Origin of the sequence: Bradyrhizobium frederickii (genome assembly GCF_004570865.1) — a bacterium.
Taxonomy (GTDB): domain Bacteria; phylum Pseudomonadota; class Alphaproteobacteria; order Rhizobiales; family Xanthobacteraceae; genus Bradyrhizobium; species Bradyrhizobium frederickii.
This window is the reverse complement of the sequence record NZ_SPQS01000007.1, coordinates 211182-225868: the sequence shown is the minus strand read 5'-3', so window position 1 is coordinate 225868 and position 14687 is coordinate 211182. Positions and strand designations below refer to the sequence as shown.

Sequence of the window (14687 nt, the reverse complement as noted above, 5' to 3'; positions counted from 1 at the left end):
TTGCCGAGCCGCTGCAAAGGAAGGCGTCGCTTTTCCGACATCGGCATTTCGGCACTCAATGCGACGCCAGGTTTTCGCTGCTCCGAACCGGAATACGCCTTTTACGTCTTCGTCAACGTCGCTGGCTTACTTGGTTGTCGGACGCCGGCGGGTAAGCTTATCGAGAACGACCTCGATGTCGCCACCTATCTTCTCAACGAAGCGGGTGTCGGCGTCGTTCACGGGGCCGCATTCGGTATGTCGCCATACGTGCGCATTGCCTACGCAGTTGACACAGATGTTTTGCGTGCCGCTTGTGACCGCATCCGCAAAACGTGTGAAACACTCGTGAGACCGAGCTGAGGCTCGCCGAACACTCGACCCATCAACGGGCGTAGCCCGCGCCGCTTGCCCAACGATGCCAATGAAGAAGACGACCGCGTTGCTCGATCGCCTGACACACCATAAGAGATCGCGTGCGCTCAATGAAGTTATATGCTGAGTTGATGAGTATGGACCCTAGCTAGTCCTTCCGGATCAGTCGCCAGCGACCCGGTGTGGTGCCAACAGCCGCCGAGAATACTCTGGTGAAGTGACTTTGATCGGAGAAGCCGCATTTGATCGCAATTTCCGTCAGCGACGATGTTGAGTTTATCAGCAGAGCCTTGCTTTGCTCGATACGTTGACTCATCAACCACCGATGGGGCGGCGTACCCGTGCTTACTCTGAAAGCGCGAGCGAAGTGGGCGGCTGACACGCCACATTCGCTGGCGATCCGTGCCAATGCAATTTCCCCATTGAGATTCTGACGCATCAATGCCTTTGCCGTCCGAAGCTGCCATGGCGCCAACCCACTGCGGTAAGAGCGATTGCGAGGTTGGCTGACTGCGTATTTCCTGAGGAAATGAATATTTAGCGCCATCGCGACGTGGCCCACGAACAGCTCATTGGCCTCATGTGGTCTTTCGAGCATCGGCAGAAGGCAACCGCCCAAATGAGCCAGGATGGGATCGAGGGAGTTCGTACCCCCGACGACGTCATATTCAACGCGACCAACACCAAGTTCGTTTGCCAGCTCGCTTAGGGCGTTGTGCGGCAGGTACAGATAGAGAAAATCGAACGGCTCATAGAAGTGAACGATCGTTTCACATCGCAGATCGTAGATGCTCGTCTCGTCCTTCAAGGCGCCCTTTGGCACGTGACGACCGTCCAGCCACGTCTCGGCTCTCTGATTCCGCAGCCGAAGGCAAAGCGCGAAAGCCTCGTCTGGAGGTGACGGCAACGTTGGATCTCCGACCGGTCCGGAATACGCCATTCGCGCTGCGGCGAACGTTCCTTTCTGTAGCGACTTGACGACGCCGGAGCTCGGCTCCTGGATCATTGGAAATAGCTTCGCAAGCCGATCGCCGAAAAGGCCGTCACCGGCCATGATTTGCTCCCCATGAGCGGCCGAAAGCGATCGGCCCGGTCTGCGTTCGGTTTTGATGCCCCGCGCGATTTCCTTGCAGGCTCGTTTTGATCAATCGTGGCTGAGAATGTTCAAGCGCCACCGCTTGAGTGACCCTAGATTTTGGCAACACTTCAATTTTCACGTCGGTTCTCCGGAGCATTTGATGTATTTCACGACGATCAAACCGCAGGTCATGTCGGAGTCGGCGCAGGCCAATCTTGCTTTACTGGAAGATCTCGTCCGCGCCGCCCGCTCTCGCTTCGCTGCGCTTGTGGAAAAACTCACCGAATTGCGAGCGGCCCCCTCGCCCAGGGCGTCGAGCGAGCAGCGTTCCCACGGAGACGGTCCGGGAAGCTCTGCACGCGGTCTTGCTGGCGCGATCGAGGATCTGATCGCGATCGCCGCCGTGATGGATCGCATGGCTGGCGAGCTCTTGCTGGAATGGAAGCAATTGTGGGCGTCCGTCGGATTTGTCTCCGGTAACGTCCACAAGATCACCTTTGGCCGGTGGCGATTGCTCGGCAGCCGGAAGCGGAATGATTTGTTCGCCGTCGCGGTCGACGAGAGGCTCAGGCGGATGCCGCGCCTGGTGATCTCGCTGCTGGAGGTTGCCACCATTCTGGAGGAAGCGATCGTAGACCTACACCCAAGCAAGAGCGGGGAGGGGGCTGGTAACCGGTAGCGACATCTCCAACGATCACTGTGACGTCGCATCGAGCTTGCATGCGCATTCGACCGAACGCGCATGCCCAGAATGTTGCGGGCGTGCTGCCAATATGGCGGTCGACCCGCAACTCCGGATGTCATTCGCCCGCTCCGACAATGACGGAGACTGGCCTTTTCTCCTTTGAGAGGGCCCGGTAGATCAATCCGCCGACGCTGGCGCCGATGAGCCATCCCCAGTCGCCGACATTGAAGATAAGTCCATAGGCGCCGAGCAGGGACAATCCGATGGACAGCGTGCCCGATAGTCCCAGAGCGATCAGCGCTCTATGATTCCAGCCCCCTTCGTAGTTGAACGCGCCGGTTGATGACATCGTGTAGAGGTCCTCGACCGTCACGATCTGCTTTTTGACGAGATAGTAGTCGGCGATCATGATGCCGAACATCGGTCCGAGCGTCGAGCCGAAGATGCTGACGAACAGCGTGATAGCCGAGGGGCTCGCGACGAATAGCCAGGGGCAGACCAGCACCGACAGGATCGACGTGATAAGGCCGCCCATCCTGAAATCTATACGCTCGGGATTTAGGTTTGAGATGTCGTAGGCCGGCGAGACGAAGTTGGCGACGATGTTGATGCCCATGGTTGCCACGATGAACGTGATTGAGCCGACGATGACGATAATCGGGCTGCCGATCTTCTCGACGATCAGGACGGGATCCATGATCGCCTCCCCGAACACCTTCAGCGTGCCGGCCGTCACGATCACCGTGATAATCGAAAATACCAGGAAATTGACGGGCAGGCCGAGCAGATTCCCCATCCTCATGGCGTCCTCGTCCTTGGCGAACCGGGCGAAGTCGCCGAAGTTGAGCAGGAGCGCCGAGAAGTAGGCGACGATCAGCATCGCGGCATTGGCCATCACTCCGATCGTTGCCGCGTTGGAAGCCGGCGGCGAGCTGAGCTGAAGCGACAGGCTCGAAAAGCCGGTTTGCCACAGCATCCAAATCGCGAGGGCGAACATAACGACGTAAACCACCGGCCCGCAGAAGTCGATAAAGCGGCGGATGCGCTCCATGCCACTCAGGAAGATGACGAGCTGGAACAGCCACATGAAGAGAAAGCTGAACCAGGCGAGCGTGGACAGGCCAATTATGCTGTTGTGTGTGAGATCGGCGGCGGAGGGCACCAAGGTGACGATCAGGACCTGAACCGCCTTAGAGGCGAAGTAGGTCTGGACACCGTACCAGACGATGCCGACCACGCCGCGCACCGTGGCGGCAAGATTGGCTCCCATCACCCCGAACGACACGCGCGCCATGACCGGGAAGGGGATGCCGTAGCGCTGGGATGGGCGACCGATGAGGTTCATCAGGAAATAGACTGCCGTGATGCCCACCGTCATCGAGATGAGAACTTGCCATCCGGTCAAGCCGAGAAAAAACAGGCTTGCTGCGAATGTGTAGCCGCCGACTGAGTGGACGTCCGACATCCACATCGCAAACAGGCTAAATATACCCCAGGTCCGTCCCTCCCGTGCTGTCGGCGCAAGGTCATGGTTATAGAGCTTCGGATGGGCACCGGTGATGATCAGCGTGGGAACGTCGCCGCTCTTGGATGACATGTCCTCTACCTCGAATGTTGTTGGCGCAGGAGCAAGGCGTGCGTTGGAAACCGCGGCCCCGCCGTTGATGTCCCGCCCCACGCGGGACGATCGGATCGAAGCAAGCGACATGCCATCGTTATAACGATCGATAAAATAATTTTACGATCGATAAAATTCTTTTACAAACACGAATTTGCGATTTGACGAGTGATGATGTTACTGGTGAGACTTTTGTGCCACAACCAAGGGCTGAACAAGGAATAAGCCGATCGCCCGTGCCAGATATGAAGCAGGCCCAGGCCAGATGAAGCCGTTTCGCGCCCAAAAATGGGCGTCCAAACAAGGGGCTAAGTGCCGCGCTTGGTGTTCGACCGCTTTGCGGGGGGCGCCTGGTCCGCCGACCTGTCGTAACCCTGAAGGCCGAGTCCGCTGAGGACGAGCTGGACGATTGTTGCCTTCGCCGCGTCGTAGTCAGCTTCCTCGAGCTGTCTCTTGCGCTTCATGATGATCATCTGGCTCGAAAAATCAGCATAGGCCTGGGTCATCGCCCAGATGCAGAAGAAAAGATCAACGGCGCTGATCGGGCGGATGGCCCCAGTCGCGGCCCAATGGTCCAGCGTCTTGACTTTGTCGAGCAGCAACGGGGTCGAGACCTTCTCGATAAAGCTGCCGATGAATTGCGCGCCGCTGATGATCTCGTTGGCATAGATGCGCGACAAATGAGGGTGGTCTCGCGAGAAATCGATTTTTCTGTGAATGTAGCGAACTAGGATGGTCTCGACGTCGGAAGTCATGTCGAGACTGTCGATGTCTCGTGCCCACATGTTCATCGCGCGTTCGAGCACCGCGCGATACAGATCTTCCTTATCTTCGAAATAGTAGTAGATGTGCGGCTTTGCGATCGAGGCCTTCTTGGCAATCAGTGCCGTCGTGGCTCCCCGGAAGCCAAAATGCCCAAAGACGAATTCCGCCGCGTCGAGGATTTTTCCTTCGATGTCGGGGCCAGGCGCCGCCTTGCGCCCGCCTTTGGGCGCGCGGCGGATGCGAAAAAGCTTGAGCTTGTCGGCGGGCGTCGCAGCCATAGTGTCCCGGTGGGAAGCTTGCCTTCACGCGGGAAGGCTGAGCGGGATGGTCCGCCGGGTTGATATCGGCGATTCCGACCGGAAAGTGCCCTGCTTGACCGGCTTTATCAAGCAATTTGGACGGGTAAAAGCTCTCCAATGCGTAGGGAGCAATCAGCTCAGGCCGCGATCGCCTTCGCCGATCCGACCTCGTTGCGGAGCAGGAATTTCTGGATTTTGCCGGTCGAGGTCTTCGGGATCGGTCCGAACACGACGGCCTTGGGCGTCTTGAAGCCGCTCATATGTGTACGGTAGAAGGCGATGATCTCGGCCTCGGTCGCGCTTGCGCCGTCCTTCAACTCGACGAAGGCGCAAGGGACTTCGCCCCATTTCGGATCGGGTTTTGCGACCACCGCGGCGAACAGCACGCCGGGATGCTTGTAGAGGATGTCCTCGACCTCGACGGAGGAGATGTTCTCGCCGCCGGAAATGATGATGTCCTTGGAGCGGTCCTTGATGATGACGTAGCCGTGCTCGTCGAGCACGCCGAGATCACCGGTGTGAAACCAGCCGCCTTCGAACGCTTCCTTGGTCGCCTTTAGATAAAAGCACTGGCGCTATAGAGCGCCTAAGCCCTTGTCTGCACATCCAAGATTTGGCGCTCTCCGTATCTTCGCTGGCGCCAGGTTCGACCCAAGGCAATGGCGAGCTTGGGCAATTGCGTCTGCGTCTTGGCGAGCGCTTGTCGGCTTTACATATCGGCGTCTTCTCCAAATTTGGATGCGGGCCATGCGAGAGATCGACGACGAGTTCGAGGTGAATCTTGGACGGATCGGCAACCGCAGAGCCAGGAAAGCGACCAGCTATCTTCGACGTGTCCGGCAAGAGGTAGCCAAGACCGGCGCCGGTGCGCGGACGGCCTCCTTGTTCAGCGGCGGGCGCATCGGCCGCGGCCACGCGCAAGGTGCGGTGTCGGCCGGGCGCGGACGAAGCTCTGGCCAGCGCCGTGTCGTGGTCAAGGCCCGGATCGTGCGGGTCAAGTCCGGCGACCTCGATGCCCTCGCGCTTCAATGCAACCTTGTATTCGCGTGCCTTCTCGCGCGCGCTGCTTAGGGTCAGAACGTCACCCCCTGCGCTGTCGCGGTCGCCAACCCCGGCGAACTCCATCTGCGCCCGTTTGCCCTCGGGGGCGGTGAAACGGAAGGCCCACACCCGATCACCGCTCCTGCGCACGACCAGATAGAGCCCCCAGTGTCCGCATGAACGCCAGCTTGCAGGGATTTAACTTGGTTCGAATTGAGCGCCACTTTAACGTTCCCCTTTCGCTTACCACTTACCGGCACGGATGCTTTGCCCGCCATGGTCAGTCGTTCCACGAGGAACCAGTCAGATGTGACCGTCACGGATACTTTCAAAGGGGCGGATGTGCCGCCTTACCACTTCTTTACCAAGACCGGCCGGTGTTCGGCGATTTTAGGCGAAGACAGACGATAGGTTATGAACCCAAGGTACTGTAAATAAAGCAGAATACGAAGGGTGACGATGCTCGGTGATAGCAGACGCGGCTCTGAAATTGGATACATGATCCGTGACGGCATTCGGTAAACTCGTCCGCACCACGGCATTCCGGCTCACGCTGGTCTATCTGCTGCTGTTCGCGATGTTCGCAGCCTCGCTGCTGGCCTATTTCGCCTGGAATACGCGGCGGCTGATCACCGAGGAGATCACGCAGACGGTCAATGCCGAGACCTCGGAGATCTCCGAGCTCTACGGCCGCAGGGGCCTGCGCGGCCTCGTGCTGGCGATCGAATACCGGGCGCTGCGGCCGGGCGCCAACCTCTATCTCGTGACCACGCCGACCGGGCAGGCGATCGCCGGCAATGTCGGCTCGCTGGCGCCCGGCGTGATGGCGACGCGCGGCTGGTCGGAGACCGCCTACCGGCGCCTCGAGGACGCCGACGACCGCGACCATCGCGCGCTAGTGCGCGTCACCGAACTGGAGAACGGCTTTCGCCTCCTGATCGGCCGCGACCTCGCCGAGCGGCGGCGGCTGTTCGGCATCGTCGCCAAGGCCGCGCAATGGTCGATCCTGATCGTCGTCGTGCTCGGTCTCGGCGGCGGCGTCTTCGTTGCGCGCCGCGTGCTCCGACGCATCGACGCCATGACGGGGACCGCGCAGCGCATCATGTCGGGCGATCTCAGCGAGCGCCTGCCGGTCGGACGCAGCGGCGACGAGCTCGATCGTCTTGCCGAGAATCTTAACGCCATGCTGGAACGGATCGAGGCGCTGATGGCGGGGCTGAAGGAGGTCTCCGACAACATCGCCCATGATCTCAAGACGCCGCTGACGCGGCTGCGCAACCGCGCCGAGGAGGCGCTGGCCAAATCCGGCTGCGAAGCCGATTACCGGGCGGCGCTGGAGCGGACCATCGAGGAATCCGACGGCCTGATCCGCACCTTCAACGCGCTGTTGATGATCGCGCGCGCCGAGTCCGGGCAGGCGCGCGGCAACATGGATGATTTCGACGCGGCCGAGGTCGCGGGCGGCATCCACGAGCTCTACGAGCCGCTCGCCGAGGACGACGGCATGACCTTGAAGGTCAAGGCCGAGCCAACGCCGATTCACGCCAACCGCGAATTGGTCAGCCAGGCGCTCGCCAATCTGGTCGAGAACGCGATCAAATACGGCAAGCCGGTGGCGCAGACCGGCGGAACCGTGGTCAGCATGGAGGCCCGGCCGATTCTGATCGAGGCCAGGCGCGACGGCGACCAGGTGCTGCTCAGCGTCACCGATCGCGGTCCCGGCATCCCCGAGGCCGACCGCAAGCATGCCGTCGAACGATTCGTGCGCCTGGAAGCGAGCCGCACGCTGCCGGGCTCCGGCCTCGGCCTCAGCCTCGCTTCCGCGGTTGCCACATTGCACGGCGGTGAGTTGAGGTTGGGCGACGCCCAGCCCGGCCTCGTCGCCACGCTGATGCTCCCCGCGCGCGCGGGCGCCGGCGACAGGGTTGCTCCGCCAATACCGGATGTGCCACAGAAGGTGGCATGAACCATTCCGCGCCGGGAAACGCGGACAAGCATGGTGAGAGGCTGGCCGCGCGCTTCGCGGAAGCTCCCCATATTGCCGCTTCCACAACCGACGAGCGTCGTCTTGAAAGCTGGCTGAGCGAGCTTGAGCCGGCCCAATCGGCCCGTCTCGAAGCGCTGCTGGCGCATCCCTTCGCGAAGGACATCCTGGCCGGTATCGCGGAATTCTCGCCCTATCTGTTCGATCTGGTGCGCGCCGACGCCTTGCGCCTGATCCGGCTGCTCGAATGCGATCCGGATTCGCATCTGGCGGAACTCATCGCGGAGGCGAGGGCTGCGGTGCTCGCGGCGGCGGACGAGGCCGAGGTGATGCGGCTGCTTCGCCGCATGAAAGCAGAGACCGCGCTGCTGACCGCCTTGTGCGACATCGGCGGGGTCTGGCCGGTGATGCGGGTGACGGCGGCGCTGACCGATGTCGCGGTGTCCTCGGTGCAGGCGGCGCTGCAATACCTGCTGCGGCAGGAAGCCGCACGCGGCAAGCTCGCGCCGCCCAATCCAGAGGCACCCGAAGAGGGCTGCGGGCTGATCGTGCTCGCCATGGGCAAGATGGGCGCGGACGAGCTGAACTATTCCAGCGACATCGATCTCATCGTGTTCTTCGATCCCGATGCGACGACGCTGGCGGCGGACATCGAGCCGCAGCCGTTCTTCGTCCGGCTCACGCAGGGCATGGCGCGCATCCTCCAGCAGCGCACCTATGACGGCTACGTCTTCCGCGTCGATCTGCGCCTGCGGCCCGATCCGTCCTCGACGCAGGTGGCGATCTCGCGCGACGCTGCGCTGAGCTATTACGAGCGCGAAGGGCGCACCTGGGAGCGCGCCGCGATGATCAAGGCGCGTGCCTGCGCCGGCGACGCCCGGGCAGGCGAGACGCTGTTGGCCGAGATCGCGCCGTTCGTCTGGCGCAAGCATCTCGACTTCGCCGCGCTCGCCGACGTCCACGACATGAAGCGGCAGATGCAGACCTATCGCGGCCAGAGCGAGGTCGCGGTGGAGGGGCACAACGTCAAGGTCGGCCGCGGCGGCATCCGCGAGATCGAGTTTTTTGCGCAGACCCAGCAATTGATCGCCGGCGGCCGCCATCCGGAATTGCGGGTGCGGCCGACGCTCAAGGCGCTCGACATTCTCGCCTCCAGCAACTGGATCACACCAGCCGCGCGCGACGAGCTGACCATTGCGTACGAATTCCTGCGCCGGGTCGAGCATCGCCTCCAGATGATCGCCGACGAGCAGACCCACGCGCTGCCCGAAGACAAGGAAGCGGTCGAGCGTTTTGCGCGCTTCTTCGGCTATCCGGACCGCGAAGCCTTTGCGGGCGACCTTTTGCGGCAGCTCAAGATCGTGCAGGGGCACTACGAAAAGCTGTTCGAGGGCGACGATCCGACCGGCACGGCCAGGCTGCCGGCGCTCGATTACAGTGCGGGCCCTGACGATCCGCGCCTGCTCCAGCACCTCGTGACGCTGGGCTTCAAGAAGCCTGCCGCCGTGGCGCAGACCGTGCGCGACTGGGTCACCGGCGACTATCGCGTGTTCCGCAATGAGGCGACGCGGAACGCCTTCGTCGAATTCGTACCCGCCCTGATCGACGGACTTGCCCATGCCGAGGAGCCGGACCGCGCCGTCGTCGCGTTCGATCAATTCCTGGGGGCCTTGCAGCGCGGCGGCCGGCTGTTCACGCTGCTCGGCCAGAACCGCGAGCTCGTCGCGCTCGTCGCGCTGGTGCTGGGCGCGGCGCCCCGGCTCGGCGAGATGCTGGCGCGGCAGCCGCAGCTGATGGACGGCCTGATCGATCCGCGCTTCTTCGGCGCCATGCCGGACCGGCAGGAATTGTCGGGACGGCTAGCGGCGACCGTGCAGGATGCCGGCTCGTACGAAGAGTTCCTGGATCGCCTGCGCCTGTTCGGGCAGGAGAGCCTGTTCCTGATCGGCACGCGGATCCTGTCCGGCACCGTCTCGGCGCAGCAGGCCAGCACGGCCTTCGCCGACGTCGCCGAAGGCATCGTCCACACCGTGCATGGCCTCGTCGCCGACCGCTTCGCCGCCCAGCACGGCCGGATCAAGGGGCAGGAGACCGCGATCATCGCGATGGGACGGCTCGGCAGCCGCGAGATGACGGCCTCGTCCGATCTCGACCTTATCCTGCTCTACGATTTCGACAGCGACCATCCGGACTCCGACGGGCCGAAATCGCTTCAGGGCGCGCATTATTTTGCCCGCCTGACCCAGCGCCTGATCAGCGCGTTCACGACGCGCACCAATTACGGCGTGCTCTACGAGATCGACATGCGGCTGCGTCCCTCGGGGCGTGCCGGCCCGGTGGCCTCGAGCCTCGTCTCGTTCGCGGATTACCAGGCCAACGAGGCCTGGACCTGGGAGCATATGGCGCTGACGCGCGCCCGCGTGGTGTCGGCTTCGCCCGAATTCCGGCGACGGATCGAGCGCGTCATCCGCGACGTCCTGACCCGCCGCCGCGATCCCGCCATCACCGCCAACGACGTCGCCGACATGCGGCGCGCCATCGCCCAGGAGAAGGGCGAGGCCGATTGCTGGGATCTCAAGCATGCCGCCGGCGGCATGGTCGACATCGACTTCATCGCGCAATATCTCCAGCTCGTGCATGCGCACGACAAGCCGGAGATCCTGGACGTCGGCACCTTGCAGGTGCTGGAAAACGCGTGCAGGCTCGGCGTCCTGCCGCAATCGGAGACCGAGATATTGCGCGCAGCCGCGCGGCTCTACCACGATCTGACTCAGATCCTGCGGCTGTGCGTCAGCGACCGCTTCAAGCCCGAAACCGCCGGCAACGATCTGCAGCGTGTGATGGCGCGCGCCGGCGATGCGCCGGATTTCTCGTCGCTCGAGGCGCGCGTAAAGGAGACGCAGGGCGAGGTGCGGCGCGTGTTCAGGGCGCTGCTGGAAGGGACGCAGCCTGCAACGAGGTGAGCGCCTCGCGGACGTCAGGCTCGAGGCCCGCGCCGCCGGCGTCAAGATGGGCGAAGATCGCGCGCTTCATCCTGGGATCCCAGAATTTCTTGATGTGCTCGGCAATCCCCGGCACAGCCTTGCCGTGGCCCTGGCTGCGGAAGAACGTGCCGATCTGGTTGGCCATGTAGATCAGGCGGTCAGGCGACATCGGCAACCTCCGTGGCATGGCGAGCGGCGATCCGGCTGCCATGCGTGAATATCTCGAATCCGTCCTGCCGGGCGATCGCGATCAGCGTGATGCCGGCGGCTTCCGCCGAGCGCACCGCGAGGGCGGTCGGTGCGGAGACCGCGATCAGCACCGGTGCGCCGATCGCGGCGGCCTTCTGCACCATCTCGACCGAGACCCGGCTCGTGAGCAGCACCAGGCCGCCGCGAGGATCGGTGCGGCTGCGCGCCAGGGCGCCGGCGAGCTTGTCCAGCGCGTTGTGGCGGCCGACATCCTCGCGCAGCGCGACGATGTTGCCGGCAGGGGACCAGAACGCGGCGGCGTGAACGGCGCGGGTCTGCAGGTTGATCGACTGCAAGGGCGCGATGGCCTGCATCGCCGCCATGATCTGTTCCGGCGTGAAGCTCGGCCCCCGCGACACCACTGCCGGGGGCCGTATGGCTTCGGCGATGGACTCGATCCCGCAGATGCCGCAGCCGGTGGGCCCGGCGACATGGCGCCGGCGCTCGCTGATGCGTGCGGCATCATCCGGCGCCAGCCACATCCTGAGCTCGATGCCGTCGTCAAGGCGAACGATGTCGAGCGACTTGATGTCGTCAACCGACTTGATGATGCCTTCGCTCACACTGAAGCCGACCGCAAAATCTTCCAGGTTCTGCGGCGTTCCCATCATGACGGCGTAGGTGCCGCCATTATAGGTCAGCGCCAACGGCGTCTCCTCCGGAATGAAACGCGTTCCTTCGGACGCCACGCCGTTGCGCCAGATTCCGCGATCGATCGCCTGAACCGCGACGTGCATGCCGTTACTCCGCGGCTTCGGCCGGCACGATGCGGCGGGATTGCCGCGCCTGCGCGTCATAGGCCTTCTGCCAGTCCGAGGGGCCGTTCGAGGGCGAGACCTGCACCGCCGTGACCTTGTATTCGGGACAATTGGTCGCCCAGTCCGAATAGTCCGTGGTGATGACGTTGGCCTGCGTGTCCGGATGGTGGAACGTGGTGTAGACGACGCCGGGCGCCACGCGATCGGTGATCTCCGCGCGCAGCGTGGTCTCGCCGGCGCGGCTCTTCAGCCGCACCCAGTCGCCGTCGCGCACGCCGCGCTGTTCGGCATCGTGCGGATGGATCTCGAGGCGATCCTCGGCATGCCAGACCACGTTGTCGGTGCGCCGCGTCTGCGCGCCGACATTGTACTGGCTGAGGATGCGGCCGGTCGTGAGCAGCAGGGGATAGCGCGGGCCGGTGCGCTCGTCGGTCGCGACATATTCGGTCACGACGAACTTGCCCTTGCCGCGGACGAAGCCGTCGATATGCATCACCGGCGTGCCCTCGGGCGCCTTCTCGTTGCAGGGCCACTGCACCGAGCCGAGCTCATCCAACTTGGCGTAGGAGACGCCGGCAAAGGTCGGCGTCAGCGCCGCGATCTCGTCCATGATTTCGGACGGGTGGCCGTACTTCATCTCGAAGCCCATCGCCTTGGCAAGGCCGATCGTGACCTCCCAGTCGGCCATGCCGTTCTTCGGCGTCATCACCTTACGCACGCGCTGGATGCGGCGCTCGGCGTTGGTGAAGGTGCCGTCCTTCTCGAGGAAGCTCGAGCCGGGCAGGAAGACATGGGCGTAGTTCGCGGTCTCGTTCAGGAAGAGGTCGTGAACGATGACGCATTCCATCGCCGACAGCGCCGCCACCACGTGGCTGGTGTTGGGATCGGACTGCAGGATGTCCTCGCCCTGCACGTAGATGCCCATGAAGGTGCCTTCGACCGCGGCGTCGAACATGTTGGGAATGCGCAAGCCCGGCTCGGGGTTGAGCTTGACGTTCCACAGCGCCTCGAACTGGTCGCGCACGGCATCGCCGGAGATGTGACGGTACCCGGGCAGCTCGTGCGGGAACGAGCCCATGTCGCAGGAGCCCTGCACGTTGTTCTGCCCGCGCAACGGGTTCACCCCGACGCCGGGGCGGCCGATATTTCCTGTGGCCATCGCGAGGTTGGCGATCGCGATCACCGTGGTCGAGCCCTGGCTGTGCTCGGTGACGCCGAGCCCGTAATAGATCGCGCCATTGCCGCCGGTGGCGTAGGTGCGGGCGGCCTCGCGCAAATCCTTCGGATCGACGCCGGTGAGGATGGCGGTGGCTTCCGGGCTGTTCTTGGGCTGCGCGACGAAGGCCGCCCATTCCTCAAACTCGCTCCAGTCGCAACGCTCGCGCACGAAGGCCTCGTTGACGAGGCCTTCGGTGACGATGACATGCGCCAGCGCGGTCATGACCGCGACGTTGGTGCCGGGCATCAGGGGCAAATGCAGCGCCTTCACATGCGGCGATTCCACCATCTCGGTGCGGCGCGGATCGATCACGATCAGCCTGGCGCCCTGGCGCAGCCGCTTCTTCAGCCGCGAGGCGAACACCGGGTGGGCGGAGGCGGGGTTGGCGCCGATGACCAGGACGACGTCGGTGTGCTCGACCGAGTCGAAATCCTGCGTGCCGGCGGAGGTGCCGAAGGTGGTGGCAAGGCCGTAGCCGGTCGGGGAGTGGCAGACGCGGGCGCAGGTGTCGACGTTGTTGTTGCCGAAGCCGGCGCGGATCAGCTTCTGCACCAGATAGGTCTCTTCATTGGTGCAGCGGGACGAGGTGATGCCGCCGATGGCGTCGCGGCCGTACTTTTTCTGGATGCCGCGCATCCTGGCGGCGGCGAACGAGAATGCCTCGTCCCAGGACACTTCGCGCCAGGGATCCTCGATCCGCTCGCGGATCATCGGCTTGAGGATGCGTTCCTTGTGGTTGGTGTAGCCCCAGGCGAAGCGGCCCTTGACGCAGGAATGGCCGCGATTGGCCTTGCCGTCCTTGTACGGCACCATGCGCACGACTTCCTCGCCGCGCATCTCGGTCTTGAAGGCGCAGCCGACGCCGCAATAGGCGCAGGTGGTGACGACCGAGTGCTCGGGCTGGCCGATCTCGATCACGGACTTCTCGGTCAGCGTCGCGGTCGGGCAGGCCTGCACGCAGGCGCCGCACGACACGCATTCCGAGCCCAGGAAGCTCTCGCTCATGCCCGGCGAGACGCGGCTGTCGAAGCCGCGGCCGGAGATGGTCAGCGCGAAGGTGCCTTGCACCTCCTCGCAGGCGCGGACGCAGCGCGAGCAGACGATGCACTTGGAGGGATCGTAAGTGAAGTACGGGTTGGACTCGTCCTTCGGCATCCAATTGTCGTTGCTGCAGCCGTCCGTCTTGCCAGGACTCTTGGCGAAAACATGATTCTCGCCCTCATAGCCGTAGCGCACGTCGCGCAGGCCCACGGCGCCGGCCATGTCCTGCAATTCGCAATCGCCATTGGCGCCGCAGGTGAGGCAGTCGAGCGGATGGTCGGAGATGTAGAGCTCCATCACGCCCTTGCGCAGTTTCTTCAGCCGCTCGGTCTGGGTGTGCACGACGAGGCCGTTCATCACAGGCGTGGTGCAGGACGCCGGCGTTCCGGCGCGGCCCTCGATCTCGACGAGGCAGAGCCGGCAGGAGCCGAACGCATCGACCATGTCGGTGGCGCAGAGCTTCGGGATCTGGTGGCCCGCGTCCATCGCGGCGCGCATGATCGAGGTGCCCTCGGGCACCGTGACCTCATTGCCGTCGATGGTCAGCGTCACCATCGTTTCCGATTTGGAAGCCGGCGTGCCGTAGTCGATTTCTTCGATCAAAGACATCGT

11 protein-coding genes and 2 pseudogenes are annotated in these 14687 nt (G+C 63.4%); 5 read left to right on the top strand and 8 right to left on the bottom strand.

Annotated elements, in window-relative coordinates:
* The gene (locus tag E4K64_RS14610; RefSeq protein WP_135164147.1) at positions 1-342 is read left to right on the top strand and encodes an aminotransferase class I/II-fold pyridoxal phosphate-dependent enzyme; all 342 of its coding nucleotides are present in this window, start codon (positions 1-3) and stop codon (positions 340-342) included.
* A gap of 160 nt (positions 343-502) precedes the next feature.
* Here the strand turns inward: E4K64_RS14610 and E4K64_RS14605 are convergent, their stop codons facing one another.
* Entirely contained in the window at positions 503-1408 is a 906-nt protein-coding gene (locus E4K64_RS14605) for a helix-turn-helix domain-containing protein (RefSeq protein WP_135164146.1), read from the bottom strand.
* A gap of 184 nt (positions 1409-1592) precedes the next feature.
* Between E4K64_RS14605 and E4K64_RS14600 the strand changes: the two genes are divergently transcribed.
* Positions 1593-2111 (top strand): hypothetical protein, encoded by a 519-nt coding sequence (locus tag E4K64_RS14600; RefSeq protein ID WP_135164145.1) that lies wholly within the window; start codon positions 1593-1595, stop codon positions 2109-2111.
* Between the two features lie 121 nt (positions 2112-2232).
* Here E4K64_RS14600 and E4K64_RS14595 read toward each other — a convergent pair whose 3' ends face one another.
* The 3 genes and pseudogenes from E4K64_RS14595 to E4K64_RS14585 all read right to left on the bottom strand — a co-directional run.
* Positions 2233-3714 carry an NCS1 family nucleobase:cation symporter-1 gene (locus E4K64_RS14595; RefSeq protein ID WP_135164144.1) on the bottom strand — a complete coding sequence of 494 codons (1482 nt, stop codon included), beginning with the start codon at positions 3712-3714 and terminating at the stop codon, positions 2233-2235.
* A gap of 329 nt (positions 3715-4043) precedes the next feature.
* Positions 4044-4778, bottom strand: a complete 735-nt coding sequence (locus E4K64_RS14590; protein ID WP_135164143.1) for a TetR/AcrR family transcriptional regulator — start codon at positions 4776-4778, stop codon at positions 4044-4046.
* 158 nt (positions 4779-4936) lie between these two features.
* Positions 4937-5356, bottom strand: a pseudogene (locus E4K64_RS14585) (AMP-binding enzyme); the annotation flags it as partial.
* 190 nt (positions 5357-5546) lie between these two features.
* On the opposite strand from E4K64_RS14585, the gene E4K64_RS41110 reads away from it, so the two are divergent.
* Positions 5547-5870, top strand: a complete 324-nt coding sequence (locus E4K64_RS41110; protein WP_235884671.1) for a hypothetical protein — start codon at positions 5547-5549, stop codon at positions 5868-5870.
* Here the strand turns inward: E4K64_RS41110 and E4K64_RS41890 are convergent.
* Positions 5871-5969: pseudogene (locus tag E4K64_RS41890) on the bottom strand (hypothetical protein); the annotation flags it as partial. It abuts the gene before it with no gap.
* Between the two features lie 376 nt (positions 5970-6345).
* On the opposite strand from E4K64_RS41890, the gene E4K64_RS14575 reads away from it, so the two are divergent.
* Positions 6346-7806, top strand: coding sequence for a sensor histidine kinase (locus E4K64_RS14575; protein WP_135164142.1), 1461 nt, complete (start codon positions 6346-6348; stop codon positions 7804-7806).
* Positions 7803-10787, top strand: a complete 2985-nt coding sequence (locus E4K64_RS14570) for a bifunctional [glutamine synthetase] adenylyltransferase/[glutamine synthetase]-adenylyl-L-tyrosine phosphorylase (RefSeq protein WP_135164141.1) — start codon at positions 7803-7805, stop codon at positions 10785-10787. Before E4K64_RS14575 ends, E4K64_RS14570 begins: the two co-directional genes overlap by 4 nt.
* Here the strand turns inward: E4K64_RS14570 and E4K64_RS14565 are convergent.
* Genes E4K64_RS14565 through fdhF form a run of 3 tightly spaced genes read right to left on the bottom strand, consistent with a single transcriptional unit; the run spans position 10747 to position 14684 of the window.
* The gene (locus tag E4K64_RS14565; protein WP_164718440.1) at positions 10747-10977 is read right to left on the bottom strand and encodes a formate dehydrogenase subunit delta; all 231 of its coding nucleotides are present in this window, start codon (positions 10975-10977) and stop codon (positions 10747-10749) included. The two genes, E4K64_RS14570 and E4K64_RS14565, sit on opposite strands and share 41 nt — an antisense overlap.
* The gene (gene fdhD, locus E4K64_RS14560) at positions 10967-11794 is read right to left on the bottom strand and encodes a formate dehydrogenase accessory sulfurtransferase FdhD (protein ID WP_135164140.1); all 828 of its coding nucleotides are present in this window, start codon (positions 11792-11794) and stop codon (positions 10967-10969) included. Before fdhD ends, E4K64_RS14565 begins: the two co-directional genes overlap by 11 nt.
* A 4-nt stretch (positions 11795-11798) precedes the next feature.
* Positions 11799-14684: a formate dehydrogenase subunit alpha gene (gene fdhF, locus E4K64_RS14555; protein ID WP_135164139.1), complete on the bottom strand. Its 2886-nt coding sequence runs from the start codon at positions 14682-14684 to the stop codon at positions 11799-11801.
* Positions 14685-14687 lie beyond the last annotated feature (3 nt).